At 55.4% G+C, this 14814-nt stretch carries 14 protein-coding genes; 12 read left to right on the top strand and 2 right to left on the bottom strand.

The window, feature by feature from the left end; genetic code table 11:
- Positions 1-65: 65 nt before the first annotated feature.
- From VH86_RS06070 to VH86_RS06055, 4 genes are read left to right on the top strand one after another with little or no spacing between them, the layout of a single operon-like run.
- Complete coding sequence (locus VH86_RS06070) at positions 66-1004, top strand: ABC transporter substrate-binding protein (RefSeq protein WP_038646272.1); 939 nt, start codon at positions 66-68, stop codon at positions 1002-1004.
- 50 nt (positions 1005-1054) lie between these two features.
- A complete protein-coding gene (locus VH86_RS06065) occupies positions 1055-1738 on the top strand; it encodes a D-lyxose/D-mannose family sugar isomerase (protein WP_038646274.1) in 684 nt (227 codons plus the stop codon).
- A gap of 11 nt (positions 1739-1749) precedes the next feature.
- Entirely contained in the window at positions 1750-2610 is an 861-nt protein-coding gene (locus tag VH86_RS06060; protein ID WP_038646276.1) for a ketose 1,6-bisphosphate aldolase, read from the top strand.
- A gap of 1 nt (position 2611) precedes the next feature.
- The gene (locus tag VH86_RS06055) at positions 2612-3664 is read left to right on the top strand and encodes a carbohydrate kinase family protein (RefSeq protein ID WP_045832250.1); all 1053 of its coding nucleotides are present in this window, start codon (positions 2612-2614) and stop codon (positions 3662-3664) included.
- Here VH86_RS06055 and VH86_RS06050 read toward each other — a convergent pair.
- Positions 3601-4347 (bottom strand): response regulator, encoded by a 747-nt coding sequence (locus VH86_RS06050; RefSeq protein WP_038646280.1) that lies wholly within the window; start codon positions 4345-4347, stop codon positions 3601-3603. The two genes, VH86_RS06055 and VH86_RS06050, sit on opposite strands and share 64 nt — an antisense overlap.
- A 417-nt stretch (positions 4348-4764) precedes the next feature.
- Here VH86_RS06050 and VH86_RS06045 point away from each other — a divergent pair, with 417 nt between their 5' ends.
- Together VH86_RS06045 and VH86_RS24670 are read left to right on the top strand one after the other, a co-directional pair.
- Complete coding sequence (locus VH86_RS06045) at positions 4765-6063, top strand: NCS2 family permease (protein WP_231647154.1); 1299 nt, start codon at positions 4765-4767, stop codon at positions 6061-6063.
- A gap of 258 nt (positions 6064-6321) precedes the next feature.
- The gene (locus VH86_RS24670; RefSeq protein WP_156150566.1) at positions 6322-6978 is read left to right on the top strand and encodes a hypothetical protein; all 657 of its coding nucleotides are present in this window, start codon (positions 6322-6324) and stop codon (positions 6976-6978) included.
- Positions 6979-7026: 48 nt separating this feature from the next.
- On the opposite strand, the gene VH86_RS06035 is transcribed toward VH86_RS24670, so the two are convergent.
- Positions 7027-8475, bottom strand: a complete 1449-nt coding sequence (locus VH86_RS06035; RefSeq protein ID WP_038646283.1) for an AMP nucleosidase — start codon at positions 8473-8475, stop codon at positions 7027-7029.
- Between the two features lie 402 nt (positions 8476-8877).
- Between VH86_RS06035 and VH86_RS06030 the strand changes: the two genes are divergently transcribed.
- From VH86_RS06030 to VH86_RS06005, 6 genes are all read left to right on the top strand, one after another.
- Positions 8878-9936, top strand: a complete 1059-nt coding sequence (locus tag VH86_RS06030; RefSeq protein WP_160868152.1) for a branched-chain amino acid ABC transporter substrate-binding protein — start codon at positions 8878-8880, stop codon at positions 9934-9936.
- A gap of 80 nt (positions 9937-10016) precedes the next feature.
- Positions 10017-10931 (top strand): branched-chain amino acid ABC transporter permease, encoded by a 915-nt coding sequence (locus tag VH86_RS06025; RefSeq protein WP_045832249.1) that lies wholly within the window; start codon positions 10017-10019, stop codon positions 10929-10931.
- Positions 10932-10941: 10 nt separating this feature from the next.
- On the top strand, positions 10942-12225 hold the full coding sequence (livM, locus tag VH86_RS06020; protein WP_045832248.1) for a high-affinity branched-chain amino acid ABC transporter permease LivM: 1284 nt from the start codon (positions 10942-10944) through the stop codon (positions 12223-12225).
- A complete protein-coding gene (locus VH86_RS06015; RefSeq protein WP_045832247.1) occupies positions 12218-13093 on the top strand; it encodes an ATP-binding cassette domain-containing protein in 876 nt (291 codons plus the stop codon). Before livM ends, VH86_RS06015 begins: the two co-directional genes overlap by 8 nt.
- Positions 13086-13835 (top strand): ABC transporter ATP-binding protein, encoded by a 750-nt coding sequence (locus VH86_RS06010; protein ID WP_045832246.1) that lies wholly within the window; start codon positions 13086-13088, stop codon positions 13833-13835. Before VH86_RS06015 ends, VH86_RS06010 begins: the two co-directional genes overlap by 8 nt.
- A 120-nt stretch (positions 13836-13955) precedes the next feature.
- Positions 13956-14814 (top strand): EmmdR/YeeO family multidrug/toxin efflux MATE transporter (locus VH86_RS06005; RefSeq protein ID WP_045832245.1); only part of this gene is annotated, 859 nt, incomplete at its 3' end.

The raw sequence follows: 14814 nt of genomic DNA, 5'->3' as shown, positions 1-14814 counted from the left end.
AGGTTGTCACACAACGGCGATCTGCTGGTCGCCAATATAATCAAAAAAGCAGGAGAACATCGACTATGCGTTTTAATCCGATTATTACCGGACTGCTGGCGGCGACGTTGTTGAGTGCGCCACTGGTGCAGGCAAAAGAACTCAAATCCATTGGTGTCACGGTCGGCGATCTCGCCAACCCGTTCTTCGTGCAGATCACCAAAGGCGCAGAGCTCAAGGCGCGCGAACTGGCGGGCGACAAGGTCAATGTGACGCTGGTCTCCAGCGGTTACGATCTCGGTCAGCAGGTGGCGCAGATTGATAACTTCATCGCCGCTAAAGTGGACATGATTATCCTGAACGCCGCCGACTCCAAAGGCATCGCGCCTGCGGTAAAACGTGCGCGTGACGCCGGAATTGTGGTGGTGGCGGTGGACGTGGCCGCAGACGGTGCTAACGCCACCATTACCTCCGATAACACCCAGGCTGGGGCGATGGCGTGTAAATACATCTCTGATCGCCTGAAAGACAAAGGTAACGTGGTGATCATCAACGGACCGCCTGTATCAGCGGTGCAAAACCGGGTTGAAGGCTGCATGAACGAGCTGAAAACCCATCCGGATATCAAACTGCTTTCCTACAACCAGAATGCCAAGGGCAGCCGTGATGGTGGCCTGGAAGTGATGACTGGACTGCTGTCAGCCAATCCGAAGATCGATGCGGTATTTGCGATCAACGATCCAACGGCGATAGGTGCGGATCTGGCGGCTAAACAGGCACAGCGCAGTGAGTTCTTTATTGTCGGCGTCGATGGATCGCCTGATGGTGAAGAGGCGCTGAAACGTAAAGGTTCGCTGTTTGTCGCAACGCCAGCACAGGACCCACAGGTGATGGCGGCCAAAGCGGTGGAGATTGGCTACGACATCCTGCAGGGCAAACCCGCGCCTGACAAACCGGTGCTGATCCCAGTCACCATGATCGATCGCAATACCGTCAGCAGCTACAAAGGCTGGACAGTGAAATAACGTTGACCACTTGAGGCGGTCTCTGGGCCGCCCGCATTGGGAGAGGAGTTATGCATCGATCCGAAGTGAACGCCATTCTGCAACTCACCCGAGAATTCTTTATGCGTCAGGACGTGCATCTGCCGCCGTGGGCCGATTATGGCCTCAGCCAATGGCGTGCGCTGGATAAACGCAGCGCAGAAGAGCTGCTGGCGCTGCATCTGGGCTGGGATGTCACCAGTTTTGGTGCTGATGATTTTTCTCAGACCGGCTTAACCTTGTTTACTCTGCGTAACGGATCGCGCGGCGGCCAGCCGTGGGGCAAACCCTATGCCGAAAAGATCATGCACGTGCGGGAAGGGCAGGTGACGCCCATGCACTACCATCCGCAAAAAATGGAAGACATCATCAATCGCGGCGGCGGAAATCTGATCGTGACACTGCATAACCGCGCGGGCGACCGGCTTGATGATTCGCCGGTGAACGTCACGTTGGATGGCATCCGCCAGACTCACGCGGCGGGATCGCAACTGCGCCTGTCACCGGGTGAGAGCGTAACCCTGCAGCCCGGAATCTGGCACAGCTTCTGGGGCGAAGAGGGCTATGGCGATGTGCTGGTTGGCGAAGTCTCGATGCCCAACGATGACGAGCATGACAATGTCTTTCTCACGCCGCTGGCACGCTTCAACCCGATTGATGAGGATGAAGATCCGCGCTGGCTGTTGTGCAACGAATATCACCGCTGGCTGGCATAAAGGAGTTCACGATGGCACTGATTTCTCTGGCGCAGGGTCTGGCCCACGCGCAACAGCACCAATACGCACTCGGCGCATTTAACGTGCTCGATACTCACTTTCTGCGCGCCCTGTTTCAGGCGGCTGAGCAACAGCGATCGCCGTTTATCATCAATATCGCGGAAGTGCACTTTAAGTATGTCAGTCTCGCGCCTCTGATTGCGGCTATTCGCACCGAAGCGGCGCTGCATGATATCCCGGTAGTGCTCAATCTCGACCACGGTTTGCACTTTGAAGCGGTGATGCAGGCGATTCGCCTCGGTTTTACTTCGGTGATGTTTGATGGCTCAACCCTCAGCTATGAGGAGAATGTGCGCCAGACGCGCGAAGTGGTGAAAATGTGCCACGCCATTGGCGTTTCGGTTGAAGCGGAACTCGGCGCGGTAGGCGGCGATGAAGGTGGGGCGCTGTTTGGCGAGGCTGACAGCAACAAGTTTACCGATCCTGCTTTGGCGGCGGAGTTTGTCCAGTCGACCGGGATCGATTGTCTGGCCGTGGCGATTGGCAATGCGCACGGCAAATACAAAGGCGAACCGAAACTTGATTTTGACCGTCTGGCGGCCATCCGCGCGGCCGCAGGCATTCCTCTGGTGCTGCATGGCGGCTCAGGGATCAGTGACGCCGATTTCCGCCACGCCATCAGCCTGGGCATCCATAAAATCAATTTCTACACGGGCATGTCGCAAGCCGCACTCGGTGCAATTGAAAAGCAAATTACCCAGCGTGATGCCCGCTACGACGCCTTTGCTGAACTGCTGATGGCGGTAGAACACGATATTGCCAATGTGGTGGCGCAGCAGATGCAGGTGTTTGGCAGCGCCGGGAGGGCCTGACATGGTGCAACGCAACGGTATTCTCGGTGCGGGCAGTATGTTGGTGGATCATGTGCAACGCATCACGCATTGGCCGGAACAAGGCTGGTTAGCCGAGATTACCCACAGCGAGAAGTGCAGCGGAGGCGCTGCACTGAATGTGCTGTTCACCCTGGCGCGCATGCAGGTCAAATTGCCGCTGGCGGGTGTCGGCATGGTGGGCGGGGACAGCGACGGCGATTACATCGTGCAGTTACTGGACGAGCATCAGATTGATCGTCAGTTTGTGCAACGTACGCGCAGTGTCAGCACGGCGATGACCCAAGTGATGACCACGCCCGATGGTCAACGTACGTTTTTTCATGCGCGCGGGGCCAATGCCGAGCTGGATTTGCCCCATTTTGCTGAAGTTGCCACGTCACACCGTATTTTTCATCTCGGCTATTTGCTGCTGCTGGATAGTCTCGACCAGCCTGATGAGGTGTTTGGTACGCGCAGTGCGCATCTGCTGGCACAAATGCAGCAACGCGGTTACCTCACGTCGCTGGATTTGGTGTCGCGAACCGGGGAGTATCGCCCGTTGGTGGTGCCGGCGTTACGCTGGCTCGACTATCTGGTGGTTAATGAACTGGAAGCGCAATCACTCACCGGAGTGACGCTGCGCAGCGCTTCGGGGCTGGCAGCACCCAGCGCGTTTGCCGAGGCCGCCGCCTGGTTAATGGAACAGGGCGTGCGCCAACGCGTGGTGATCCATGCCCCTGAAGGTGCGTGGGGACAAGAGAGAATGGGTGAGAAAGGGTGGCAGCCGGCGTGGTGCCTGAAACCAGAGGAGATTGTGGGCAGTGTTGGCGCGGGAGATGCATTTTGCGCTGGGGTGTTATTTGCCAGCCATGAAGGTTGGCCCCTGCTGGAGACCTTGAAGTTGGCACACACCTGCGCCTGTTTCAATTTGCATGCAGCAAACGCGCTGGACGGCACGCGGCCATTGGCCGAGATGCAGCGCTGGATGGATCAGGCAATCTGTGTTTCACGTGCGGCTGAAGCCGGACGCAATACATCAGCGGAAAATACGTAACCGAGGCCACGGATGGTGCGGATCAGGCTGGGTTGGTGTGGATTGGCTTCGATTTTCCGCCGCAGTCGCATAATGAGCACGTCTATAGTACGGTCGAACACCTCAAGACTTTCATTGTGGGTCAGTTCCAGCAGCTGGTCGCGCGTCAGCACTTTGCGTGCGTGACCTACAAGGGCGCGCAACAGGGTATATTCGCCTTGGGTGAGGGCGACACTTTCGCGCTGAGGATTAAACAGCTGACAACGCGCATCATCCAGCCGCCAGCCATTGAATTGCCATCCTTCATCCTGCTGCGCATCAGCTTGTGCCAGACGCCCACAGCGGCGCAGTGCCGCACGTGCACGCGCGACAACCACCCGAGGATTAAAGGGTTTGGCGATGTAATCATCAGCACCCATCTCTAATCCCACCACCATATCCGCTTCCGACCCCATTCCGGTCAGCATGATGACCAACAGGTCCGGCCGCTGTCGCTGCATCTGTTGCAGCACCAGTAAGCCGTTGGTGTCCGGTAGCATCATGTCCAGCATCACCAGGGAGATCTCCGGATGCAAGCTGAGCAGCGCAAGGGCATCTTTGCCCTGATGGCAGCTGTAGACGGTAAACACATGTTCACTCAAAACATCGTGCAGCAATTCACACACGGCACGATCATCATCAACGACCAAAATCGCGGGCTTCATTGCACTGTCTCTTATGTTTCGAAAGGGTTAAAAAGCAGTGTAACCCGATGTTTTTAAGCTGCTGCCCTATGCTGCAGAAACGTGAGCGCCATCGCTGAGCAGTGTGCGAAAGCGTGCGGTGCCGCAATCTTTTTTCTCCTGAGAGCAGTAGAAGGGAAAACGATTGCGCAGCGATGGTGCAATGCACCATAATCGCGCCCTGATCGGGTTCAGAATTATCCTAACCGTAACCGCATTTTGAAACGTAAACGATTGCGTACGGTGATGGCATAGCTATTGCTATGTGGACAGGGGAAAGCGGAAGGTGTGTCTGCCTTGGGTCCAGCGTGTGTCGCTTTCATCAATACAATAATTAGTTTGTTAACCACATTGGCAAGAGAGAACGTGCACCCGTGCCGTCTCCGCTCATGAGAGATGATGATGTTAGAAAAACTCTTCAAACTTAAAGCGCACAACACCACCGTGCGCACCGAAATCATTGCGGGTATCACTACCTTCCTGGCCATGGCCTACATTCTGTTTGTTAACCCGAGCATTCTCGGTACGACCGGCATGGATAAGGGTGCGGTCTTTGTGGCGACCTGCTTAGCGGCGGCAATTGGCTGTGTGCTGATGGGGCTGATCGCCAACTATCCCATCGCGCTGGCACCGGGCATGGGGCTCAATGCTTTCTTCACTTATACCGTTGTGCTGCACATGGGTTACACCTGGCAGATCGCACTCGGTGCGGTGTTCCTGTCAGCGGTGATCTTCTTTGCGCTGTCAATTTTCAAAATTCGTGAGTGGATTATTGCCAGTATCCCGCTTCCCTTGCGCGCGGGTATCGCTGCGGGTATCGGCTTGTTCCTGGCATTGATCGCGCTGGAAGGCGCGGGCATCGTGGTGGATAACCCGGCAACACTGGTTGGCCTGGGCGATCTGACCAAACCGGGTCCGCTGCTGGCACTGTTAGGGTTCTTCATCATTGTGGCACTGGAAGCGCGTCGCGTAACCGGCGCGGTGCTGATTGGCATCCTGATTGTCACCTTTATCTCGATGGGGATTGGCCTGACGCCATTTGGTGGCGTGTTCTCCGCACCACCGTCAATTGCACCGACCTTCATGCAGTTGGATATCGCGGGTGCGTTTAACGTGGGTCTGGTGAGCGTCATCTTCGCCTTCCTGTTTGTGGATGTGTTTGATAACACCGGCACGTTGCTGGGTGTGACCAAGCGTGCCGGTCTGGCTGATGAGCAAGGCAATGTGCCGAAAATGGGTCGTGCGCTGATCGCTGACAGTGCGGCGGCGCTGTTTGGTTCATTACTGGGCACCTCAACCACCACCAGCTATGTGGAATCGGCTGCGGGTGTCAGTGCTGGTGGTCGTACCGGTTTGACGGCGATTGTGGTTGCGGTGTTGTTCCTGCTAAGCCTGTTCTTCTCACCGCTAGCCGGAAGCGTTCCGGTATACGCTACCGCACCGGCATTGCTGTTTGTGGCGGTGTTAATGGCTTCTGGTCTGGCCGAAATCGACTGGAAAGATATCACCACGGCTGCGCCAGTGACCGTGACCGCGCTGACCATGCCTTTGACTTACTCAATCGCTAACGGTATCGCCTTCGGTTTCATTACCTGGACCGTAGTCAAACTGCTGAGTGGCCGTACGAAAGAGATCAATGCCGCACTGGTGATTCTCTCGATTCTGTTCGTTATCAAACTGGGCTGGCTGAGCGCTTAAGTTTTGGTTTCCGGAAGCCCGCTCGGGCTTCCGTGTTTTCTGTTCCATCCCCCGCAAATATTTCCTGTGCGATTTCTCGCAATCCTTTGCTGTGGCGGCTTTTGTTATTTCTCTGCCAGTTTTAGCCTGTGCGGCGTATTGATGCCTGCCTGATTTTTTTTGCCGTGTATGGCGGGTTCGTGGAATGTTTAATCGGCTCGAATCTGTTTCACTACTCTGCAAGGTGAAGAGGTAGCCGGGACGCTCTGGAGGTTTGTAATGGAATACGCCATGCGTACTGCCCCGTTTCTTCCGCCACTTATTTACGTCGTCAGGAATATCGGAGGTTCAAAAATGGAAGAGCTCACTCAACGAGTCGGGTTGTTGGAAAAGACCACCCATCAAATTCAACAGGATGTTGCCGTCCTGACCGCGCGATCGGAGAATTTTGCGACCAGAGCTGATATCTGCACGCTGCGTAGCGAACTGCTGGGTGAAATGGGACAGTCGGAAAAGCGTAGCGATGGCAAGTTTGACAAGATGGCGCTGAATTTCGACGACAAGCTTGGAAAAATGGCGTTGCACTTTGACGATAAATTGGAAAAGTTAGAAGTGCGTATCGACGGCAAGCTGGACAAAATGGCGCTGCACTTTGACGATAAACTGGAAAAGTTAGAAGTGCGTATCGACGACAAGCTGGACAAAATGGAACTGCGCATCGACGACAAGCTGGACAAAATGGAACAACGCATCGATGTGAAGTTTGAACGCATGGATGAAAAATTCGAGAAGAAATTTGTCAGGATCGATGAGAAGTTTGAAAAGCTGAATGTGAAATTTGAAAAGCTGAATGATCGACTAACCTGGTCAATTATGGTGCCCGCTATTCTGGCTGTGCTGGCCTGGTTTGTGAAAGACCTGTTGGTGAAAGTTTGACCTGCAATCCAATGTCATTCCGGCCCCAGTGGGACCGGAATGAAGCATTTACCTGAACGGTGGTTCATTAAAGGTGCGCAGTTTCCTTGAATGCAACTTATCGCCCTCAGCACGCAGCAGCTCAACCGCGCAGATGCCGATCTGCAGATGCTCAGAAATCGCCCCTTCATAGAAGCGATTCGCCTGGCCCGGCAGCTTAATTTCGCCGTGCAGTGGCTTATCCGACACGCACAGCAAGGTGCCATAGGGAACGCGGAAGCGATAACCCTGTGCCGCGATAGTGGCGCTCTCCATGTCTACCGCGACCGCGCGGCTCAGGTTGAAACGCAGCGCAGAAGCAGAGTAACGCAGCTCCCAGTTGCGATCGTCCGTTGTTACCACCGTACCCGTGCGCAGCCGCTGTTTCACCTCTTCTCCCGGCATGCCGCTCACGGCCTTGGTGGCGTCATACAGCGCTCGCTGCACTTCAGCAATGCTTGGAATAGGAATGTCCGGCGGCAGCACGCTATCCAGCACATGGTCGTCTCGCAAATAAGCATGCGCCAGCACGTAATCACCGATGGTCTGGCTTTCGCGTAGGCCGCCGCAGTGACCAATCATCAACCAGGCGTGTGGACGTATCACTGCGAGATGGTCGCAGATGGTTTTGGCATTGGACGGACCCACACCAATGTTCACCAGTGTGATGCCACGACGATTTGGTGACGTAAGGTGCCAGGCGGGCATCTGGTGTTTTTTCCACGCCAGATCAGACATCATTGCAGTGGGATCCTGGGTGTCAGCGGTGATTACCACATCGCCAGCACAAGCAAGGCTGTCATAAGGTGTGGAAGGATCCTGAACCTGTTCAATGGCCCAACGCACAAACTCATCAACATAGCGCGTATAATTGGTAAACAGCACAAACGGCTGGAAGTGCTCCACAGCGGTGCCGGTGTAATGGCGTAAACGCGCCAGAGAGAAGTCGGTGCGCAGCGCATCGAAATGTGACAGCGGGAAAATCGCGTTGGCATGGAAGAGGCCGTCTGCGGTTTCATCGCCAATCTGTGACAGTTCAGTAGTGGGGAAATGACGGGCAATGCTGGCGCTCATCGAGCGATCCAGTGTCAGGCCATCGATCACGTAGGGGTACGGGATCTCCTGCTGGGAAGGCACCACTTCAACCAGGACGTCGTACTCTTTCTCCAGCATCTGCAACTGCTCACTCAGATAGTGGCGCAACAGTGCCGGGCGGGTAATGGTGGTGCTATAACTGCCGGTGTGGGTAAAACGTCCCCATGCACGAGTGCGGTTTTGCTGTGGGCCTTCACCCAGCCAGGTGATGCGCAGTTCCGGATAAACAAACAGGCCTTTCTGTCGCGCATCCTCATCCGGTAGCGTGCCCTGTGTCGTGAAATCGCGAATCGCATTACGCAGTGCTTCCACCGCACTGTCATACAGGCGCTCCAGCTCATCCAGTGCTTGCTGGCTACTCAATCCGTTCCGTTGCGTATTCATAGATTCTCCTTCAGGAAACGTGGACCGATTTGACCAGAGCATAGCGGATAAATACCCCAGCACGATGAATAATCTGTGATCGACCGCATTCTGCACCATCACGGTGCTGGTATGCGGCTTAACTCTGGCTATGTTTATGATTAGCAGGGATGTCAGCTCGCGCCTTATCTGCCCTGGCGCGATGTCACTGCAAAAAGCTGCCACCGACCGTCTTCTTTGGCGAGTTTCTTGCTTATTTCATAACCGTGGCCCTACCAGCCACACTATGCGCTGCAAAAGTTTCAGAAATTGATTTCTCCCAGGCCGTGGTATGGCTCCGTTCCTGACCCGTTGAGGATTGAAAGCATGTCTTTGAAATTCATGAAACACCCAGTGAAGGTGGTACTTGCAGGTTGCCTGAGCATGGCATTTTACGCTCAGGCGGATATCAAGATTGGTGTGGCAGGCCCGTTCTCTGGCCCGAATGCGACCTACGGGGCGCAATATTGGAAGGGCGCAAGTCAGGCAGCCGATGATATCAATGCCGCTGGTGGTATTAACGGCGAAAAAATTGTGCTGGTGCAGGGCGATGATGCCTGTGAACCCAAGCAGGCGGTGTCGGTAGCAAACCGACTCGTCGATCAGGACAAAGTGATGGCGGTGGTGGGGCACTTCTGCTCCTCCTCCACCATGCCCGCGTCAGAGGTGTATGACGAAGCTGGCGTGCTGGCGATTACTCCCGGATCAACCAACCCGCAAATTACCGAGCGCGGCATGAAAACCATGTTCCGTATGTGTGGCCGTGACGATCAGCAAGGCGCGATTGCAGCAGACTTCATTATCGACAAACTGAAAGCGAAGAAGGTGGCGGTCATCCATGACAAAGACACTTACGGTCAGGGGCTGGCCGATGCCACCAAAGCTGCGCTGGAAAAACGCGGAGTAAAAGAGGTGCTATATGAAGGGCTTTCTCGCGGTGAGAAGGACTTCAATGCGCTGGTCACCAAGATTGGCGCGGTGAAACCCGACGTGGTCTATTTTGGTGGCTGTCACCCGGAAGCCGGTCCTCTGGTGCGCCAGATGCGTGAGCAAGGCGTGAATGCCGCCTTCTTCTCCGGGGACTGCATCGTGACGGAAGAGATGGTGACAGCGGCAGGCGGCCCTCAGTACACCAAAGGGGTATACATGACCTTTGGCAATGACCCGCGCACCATCCCGGATGGCAAAGCGGTGATTGAGAAGTTCCGTGCCAGCGGTTTCGAACCGGAAGGTTACACCCTGTACGCTTACGCCTCTGTGCAGGCCATTGCGGCGGCTTACAAAGCGGCGGGTAAAGACAACGCGAAAGCCAGCGATTGGTTGAAAGCGAATAGCGTTGACACCGTCATGGGTAAAAAAGCCTGGGATGGTAAAGGCGATCTGAAAGTCTCGGATTATGTGGTTTATCAGTGGGATGACAAAGGCAAATATCACCAACTGTAATTCGATACGCGGCCCCGTATCACGGGGCCTTTCGCCATTGGGCGCGAGGTATGCGCTCCCTTTACGCGCGGGATGGATTTATGGACGCCTTCTTCTTACAGCAGTTGATCAACGGCCTGACGCTGGGCGCAGTGTATGGGTTGATCGCCATCGGTTACACCATGGTTTACGGCATTATCGGCATGATCAACTTCGCGCATGGCGAGGTGTATATGATCTCCGCCTATTTGTGCGCGATAGGCTTAGCACTCCTGAGCTTCTTCGGTATTCACTCCTTCCCGTTGCTGATTTTTGGCACTTTGCTGTTCACCATTATTGTCACGGCGGCTTATGGCTGGGCCATCGAGCGTATTGCTTATCGACCCCTGCGTAACTCGACACGTCTTGCACCGTTGATTTCCGCCATCGGCATGTCGCTGATTCTGCAAAACTACGTGCAGCTCAGCCAGGGCCCCAACCAGCAGGGCATTCCGACGCTGCTCACGGGGGTGTTGCGCATGGAAGTGGATGGCGGCATTGTGCAAATCACCTGGACCAAGGTCTTTATCCTGATTGCCGCGTTCTGCGGTATGGCGCTGCTCACCTGGATTATTCAGTACACCAAACTTGGGCGCATCTGCCGGGCTGTTCAGCAGGATCGGCGCATGGCATCCATTCTTGGCATTAACACCGATCGCGTGATTTCGCTGGTGTTTGTCATCGGCGCAGCCATGGCCGGACTGGCGGGTGTGCTGGTGACCATGAACTATGGCACGTTTGATTTTTATGCGGGATTCATTATTGGTATCAAAGCCTTCACGGCGGCGGTGCTGGGCGGTATCGGTTCTCTACCTGGTGCCATGCTCGGTGGACTACTACTTGGGGTAGCGGAAGCGCAGTTTGCGGGGCTGGTTAACTCTGACTACAAAGATGTGTTCTCGTTTTCGCTGCTGGTGGTGATTTTAATCTTCCGTCCGCAGGGACTGCTGGGTCGTCCGCTGGTCGCGAAAGTGTGAGGAAGCCACGATGAATGCAATGACGCAAAAAGCGGGCGTGCGTGAAGCATTGCTCGACACGCTGCTGGCGGGAGTCATTTCGCTGGTGGTGTTTGGTCCGATTGTGGGTGTGGTGCTGGATGGTTACAGCTTCAAACTGTCGCCGCAACGTGTAGCGCTGTTGGTGGGACTGGTGATGGCAGGGCGCTTAATGCTCAGCCTGTTCACCAGTACGCTTTATGGTCAACGCTTTACACGCAAGTTTGAAGGCAATGATGATGGCGTATATGTCCGCGAGCCGGGTTATCGCTCGCGGATGCGCTGGATATTGCCGCTGATACTGATTGCTGCGCTGGCCTTTCCTTTTCTCTCCAGTAAATACCTGCTAACGGTCGCTATTCTGGGGCTGATTTATGTGCTGCTGGGGCTAGGGCTCAATATTGTGGTGGGGTTGGCCGGATTACTCGATTTGGGTTATGTCGCATTTTATGCCATCGGCGCTTATGGCCTGGCACTGGGCTACGAGTACCTCGGCCTGGGGTTCTGGAGTATGTTGCCGATCGCGGCATTAATGGCGGCGTTTGCCGGAGCGTTGCTGGGGTTTCCGGTGCTGCGCATGCATGGTGACTATCTGGCGATTGTGACCCTCGGCTTTGGTGAAATCATCCGTCTGGTCTTAACCAACTGGTTGTCATTTACCGGCGGCCCCAATGGCGTATCGGTGCCTTCACCGACATTTTTTGGCCTCGAATTTGCTCGCCGGGCGCGGGACGGGGGCGTGCCTTATCACGAGTTTCTGCACCTCGATTACAACCCCAATATGAAATTCATCTTCATTTATGTGGTGCTGGTACTCGTGGTGCTGCTGGTGCTGTTGATCAAGCATCGGTTAACGCGCATGCCCATTGGCCGCGCCTGGGAAGCCTTGCGGGAAGATGAAATTGCCTGCCGCGCCATGGGGCTTAATCATGTACTGGTCAAACTCTCCGCCTTTATGTTGGGTGCCTCGACGGCCGGGATTGCCGGGGTGTTTTTCGCCAGCTATCAGGGGTTCGTCAATCCCACTTCCTTTACTTTTTTCGAATCGGCATTAATCCTGGCGATTGTGGTTCTGGGGGGGATGGGCTCGACACTCGGCGTGGTGCTTGCCGCCTTTGTGCTGACGGTCGCGCCGGAACTGCTGCGTAGTTTTGCCGAATATCGCGTGCTGCTGTTTGGCATGCTGATGGTGTTAATGATGATTTGGCGACCACGCGGATTGGTTCGTACCGCGCGGGTGGGTGTTCCGCTGCGGAAAGGAGTGCGCCATGAGTGATGCCATTCTACAAGTTGATCACTTAATGATGCGCTTTGGCGGCATCAAAGCCCTGAACGATGTCAGCCTTTCTGTGGCGCGCGGTTCGGTTACCTCATTAATCGGTCCGAACGGGGCGGGAAAAACCACAGTGTTCAACTGCCTGACCGGGTTTTATCGTGCCACCGGCGGGCGCATCATACTCAATGCCCACCAGCGCAGTACCGACGTGATTCAGGTACTGGGGCAAAAAATTCATCCGCAGGACTGGCTTCATCCGGCACGGCTGGGATCGCGTGTTTGGTACAAAATGTTTGGCGGCGCGCACCTGGTTAACCGTGCTGGACTGGCGCGGACGTTCCAGAACATCCGCTTGTTTCGGGAGATGTCGGTGGTAGAGAACCTGCTGGTGGCGCAGCACATGCAGGTCAATCGTCAACTGCTGGCCGGTGTATTGAATACCCGTGGTTATCGCGAAGCGGAAAACCGCGCGTTAGACCGCGCGTTCTACTGGCTGGAAAATGTGGATTTGGTCTCCAGCGCCAATCGGCTGGCTGGCACGCTCTCGTATGGTCAGCAGCGCCGACTGGAGATTGCGCGCGCCATGTGCACGCGACCGGAACTCATTTGCCTGGACGAGCCCGCAGCGGGACTCAATCCCGTTGAAACCGATGCGCTGAGTCAGATATTGCATCGCTTACGCGCCGATCACCGTATCAGCGTGTTGTTGATTGAGCACGACATGCCGATGGTCATGCGCATCTCCGATCACATTGTGGTGCTGGATCATGGCGATGTCATTGCACAGGGGACGCCGCAGCAAATTCGCCACGATCCCAACGTTATCGCCGCTTATCTCGGCGCAGATGAGGAGAGCGACCATGACTGAACCAATGTTAAGTTTTGAACAGGTGGACGTGTTTTATGGTCCGGTTCAGGCGCTCAGACAGGTTTCCCTGACGGTGAACCAGGGGGAAACGGTGGCGCTGATCGGTGCTAACGGCGCGGGAAAATCTACGCTGCTGATGTCGATTTTTGGCCAGCCGCGCATTGCCAGTGGTGACATTCGCTTACGTGGCGAGTCGATCAGCCATCGCAGCACCCATTTTATCGCCGCCAGCGGCATTGCGCAGGCGCCCGAAGGCCGCCGCATCTTTCCCGATATGACGGTGGAGGAGAACCTGCTGATGGGCACGATTGCGGTGGGCGACCGCTTTGTGAAAGAGGACAAGGCGCGGATGTACCAGCTGTTCCCACGTCTGCTTGAACGCCGCAAACAGCGTGCGATGACGCTTTCCGGGGGTGAGCAGCAGATGCTGGCGATTGCGCGTGCCCTGATGAGCCGCCCTAAATTGTTACTGCTGGATGAACCGAGTCTCGGGCTGGCGCCGATTGTGGTGAAGCAGATCTTCAACATCCTTCGCGAACTCACCCAGCAGGGCATGACGCTGTTCCTGGTAGAACAAAATGCCCGTCATGCGCTGCGACTGGCCGATCGCGGCTATGTGATGGTCAACGGAGAGATAAAACTGAGCGGCAGTGGGGAAGAACTCCTAAATAACGATGAGGTGCGCAGCGCTTATCTCGGTGGTGCAGCGGATCCTGCGGTGGTGGCGACAAAAAGTTTGTAATAATGATTAAATGGTGATGGGAAACACTTTGCATATTTCTCAGTGGCCTATCATCATTATTACTCTTCTTCCTCTCCAAAGTGATTTGGTACTCCCTTGCAAAATCCTGGCGTAGCAGTGATGCGGGCGGTCAGAAATACGGCGTGGTATCCGAAACGTCGCTCTTATCGCACGCTGTTGTGGCGTGAAATTACCCCGTTAGCCGTGCCCATCTTTATTGAAAACCTGTGCGTGATGCTGATGGGCGTCCTGAGTACTTTCCTCGTGAGCTGGCTGGGGAAAGAGGCGATGGCGGGCGTGGGTCTGGCCGACAGCTTCAACATGGTGATTATCTCCTTCTTTGCGGCGATTGATCTCGGCACCACGGTGGTGGTGGCCTTTAGCCTTGCCAAGCGCAACGGCAAACGCGCGCGCGCAGCTACGCGGCAGTCGCTAGGCTTGATGACGGTGCTGGCATTCGTGCTGGTGATTGTGATTGAGATCTGGGGGCATCTGATTATCGATGTTATCGCGGGCAGCGCGGAACCCAAGGTGAAGGAACTGGCGCTGAGCTACCTGCAAACGTCGGCGTGGAGCTATCCGGCCGCGGCGATCGCCCTGATCGGTAGCGGCTCGCTGCGCGGAGCGGGAAACACCAAAATTCCGATGCTGATTAATGGCGGCATGAATATCCTTAACATCGTGATCAGTAGCGTACTGATTTATGGTGCGATGGGGTGGGAAGGGATGGGCTTTGTCGGGGCCGGGTTGGGATTAACCATCTCACGCTATATCGGCGCGGCGGCTGCCATTTATGTGCTGTATCGTGGCATTACGCCGGCATTAAGAATCAGTATCGCCAGCTATTTCCGTCGCTGGGATCGCAACATCCTGATGGAAGTGTTGGGGATCGGGGTGCCGGCCAGTATTGAGTCGGTGCTGTTTAACGGCGGTAAATTGCTGACGCAGATTTTTGTGGCAGGTATGGGCACCAATGAAA

Origin of the sequence: Pantoea sp. BL1 (genome assembly GCF_000963985.1) — a bacterium.
GTDB classification, from domain to species: Bacteria; Pseudomonadota; Gammaproteobacteria; order Enterobacterales; family Enterobacteriaceae; genus Pantoea; species Pantoea rwandensis_B.
The sequence above is the reverse complement of the archived record's forward strand: the minus strand, read 5'-3'. Positions and strand labels throughout refer to the sequence as shown.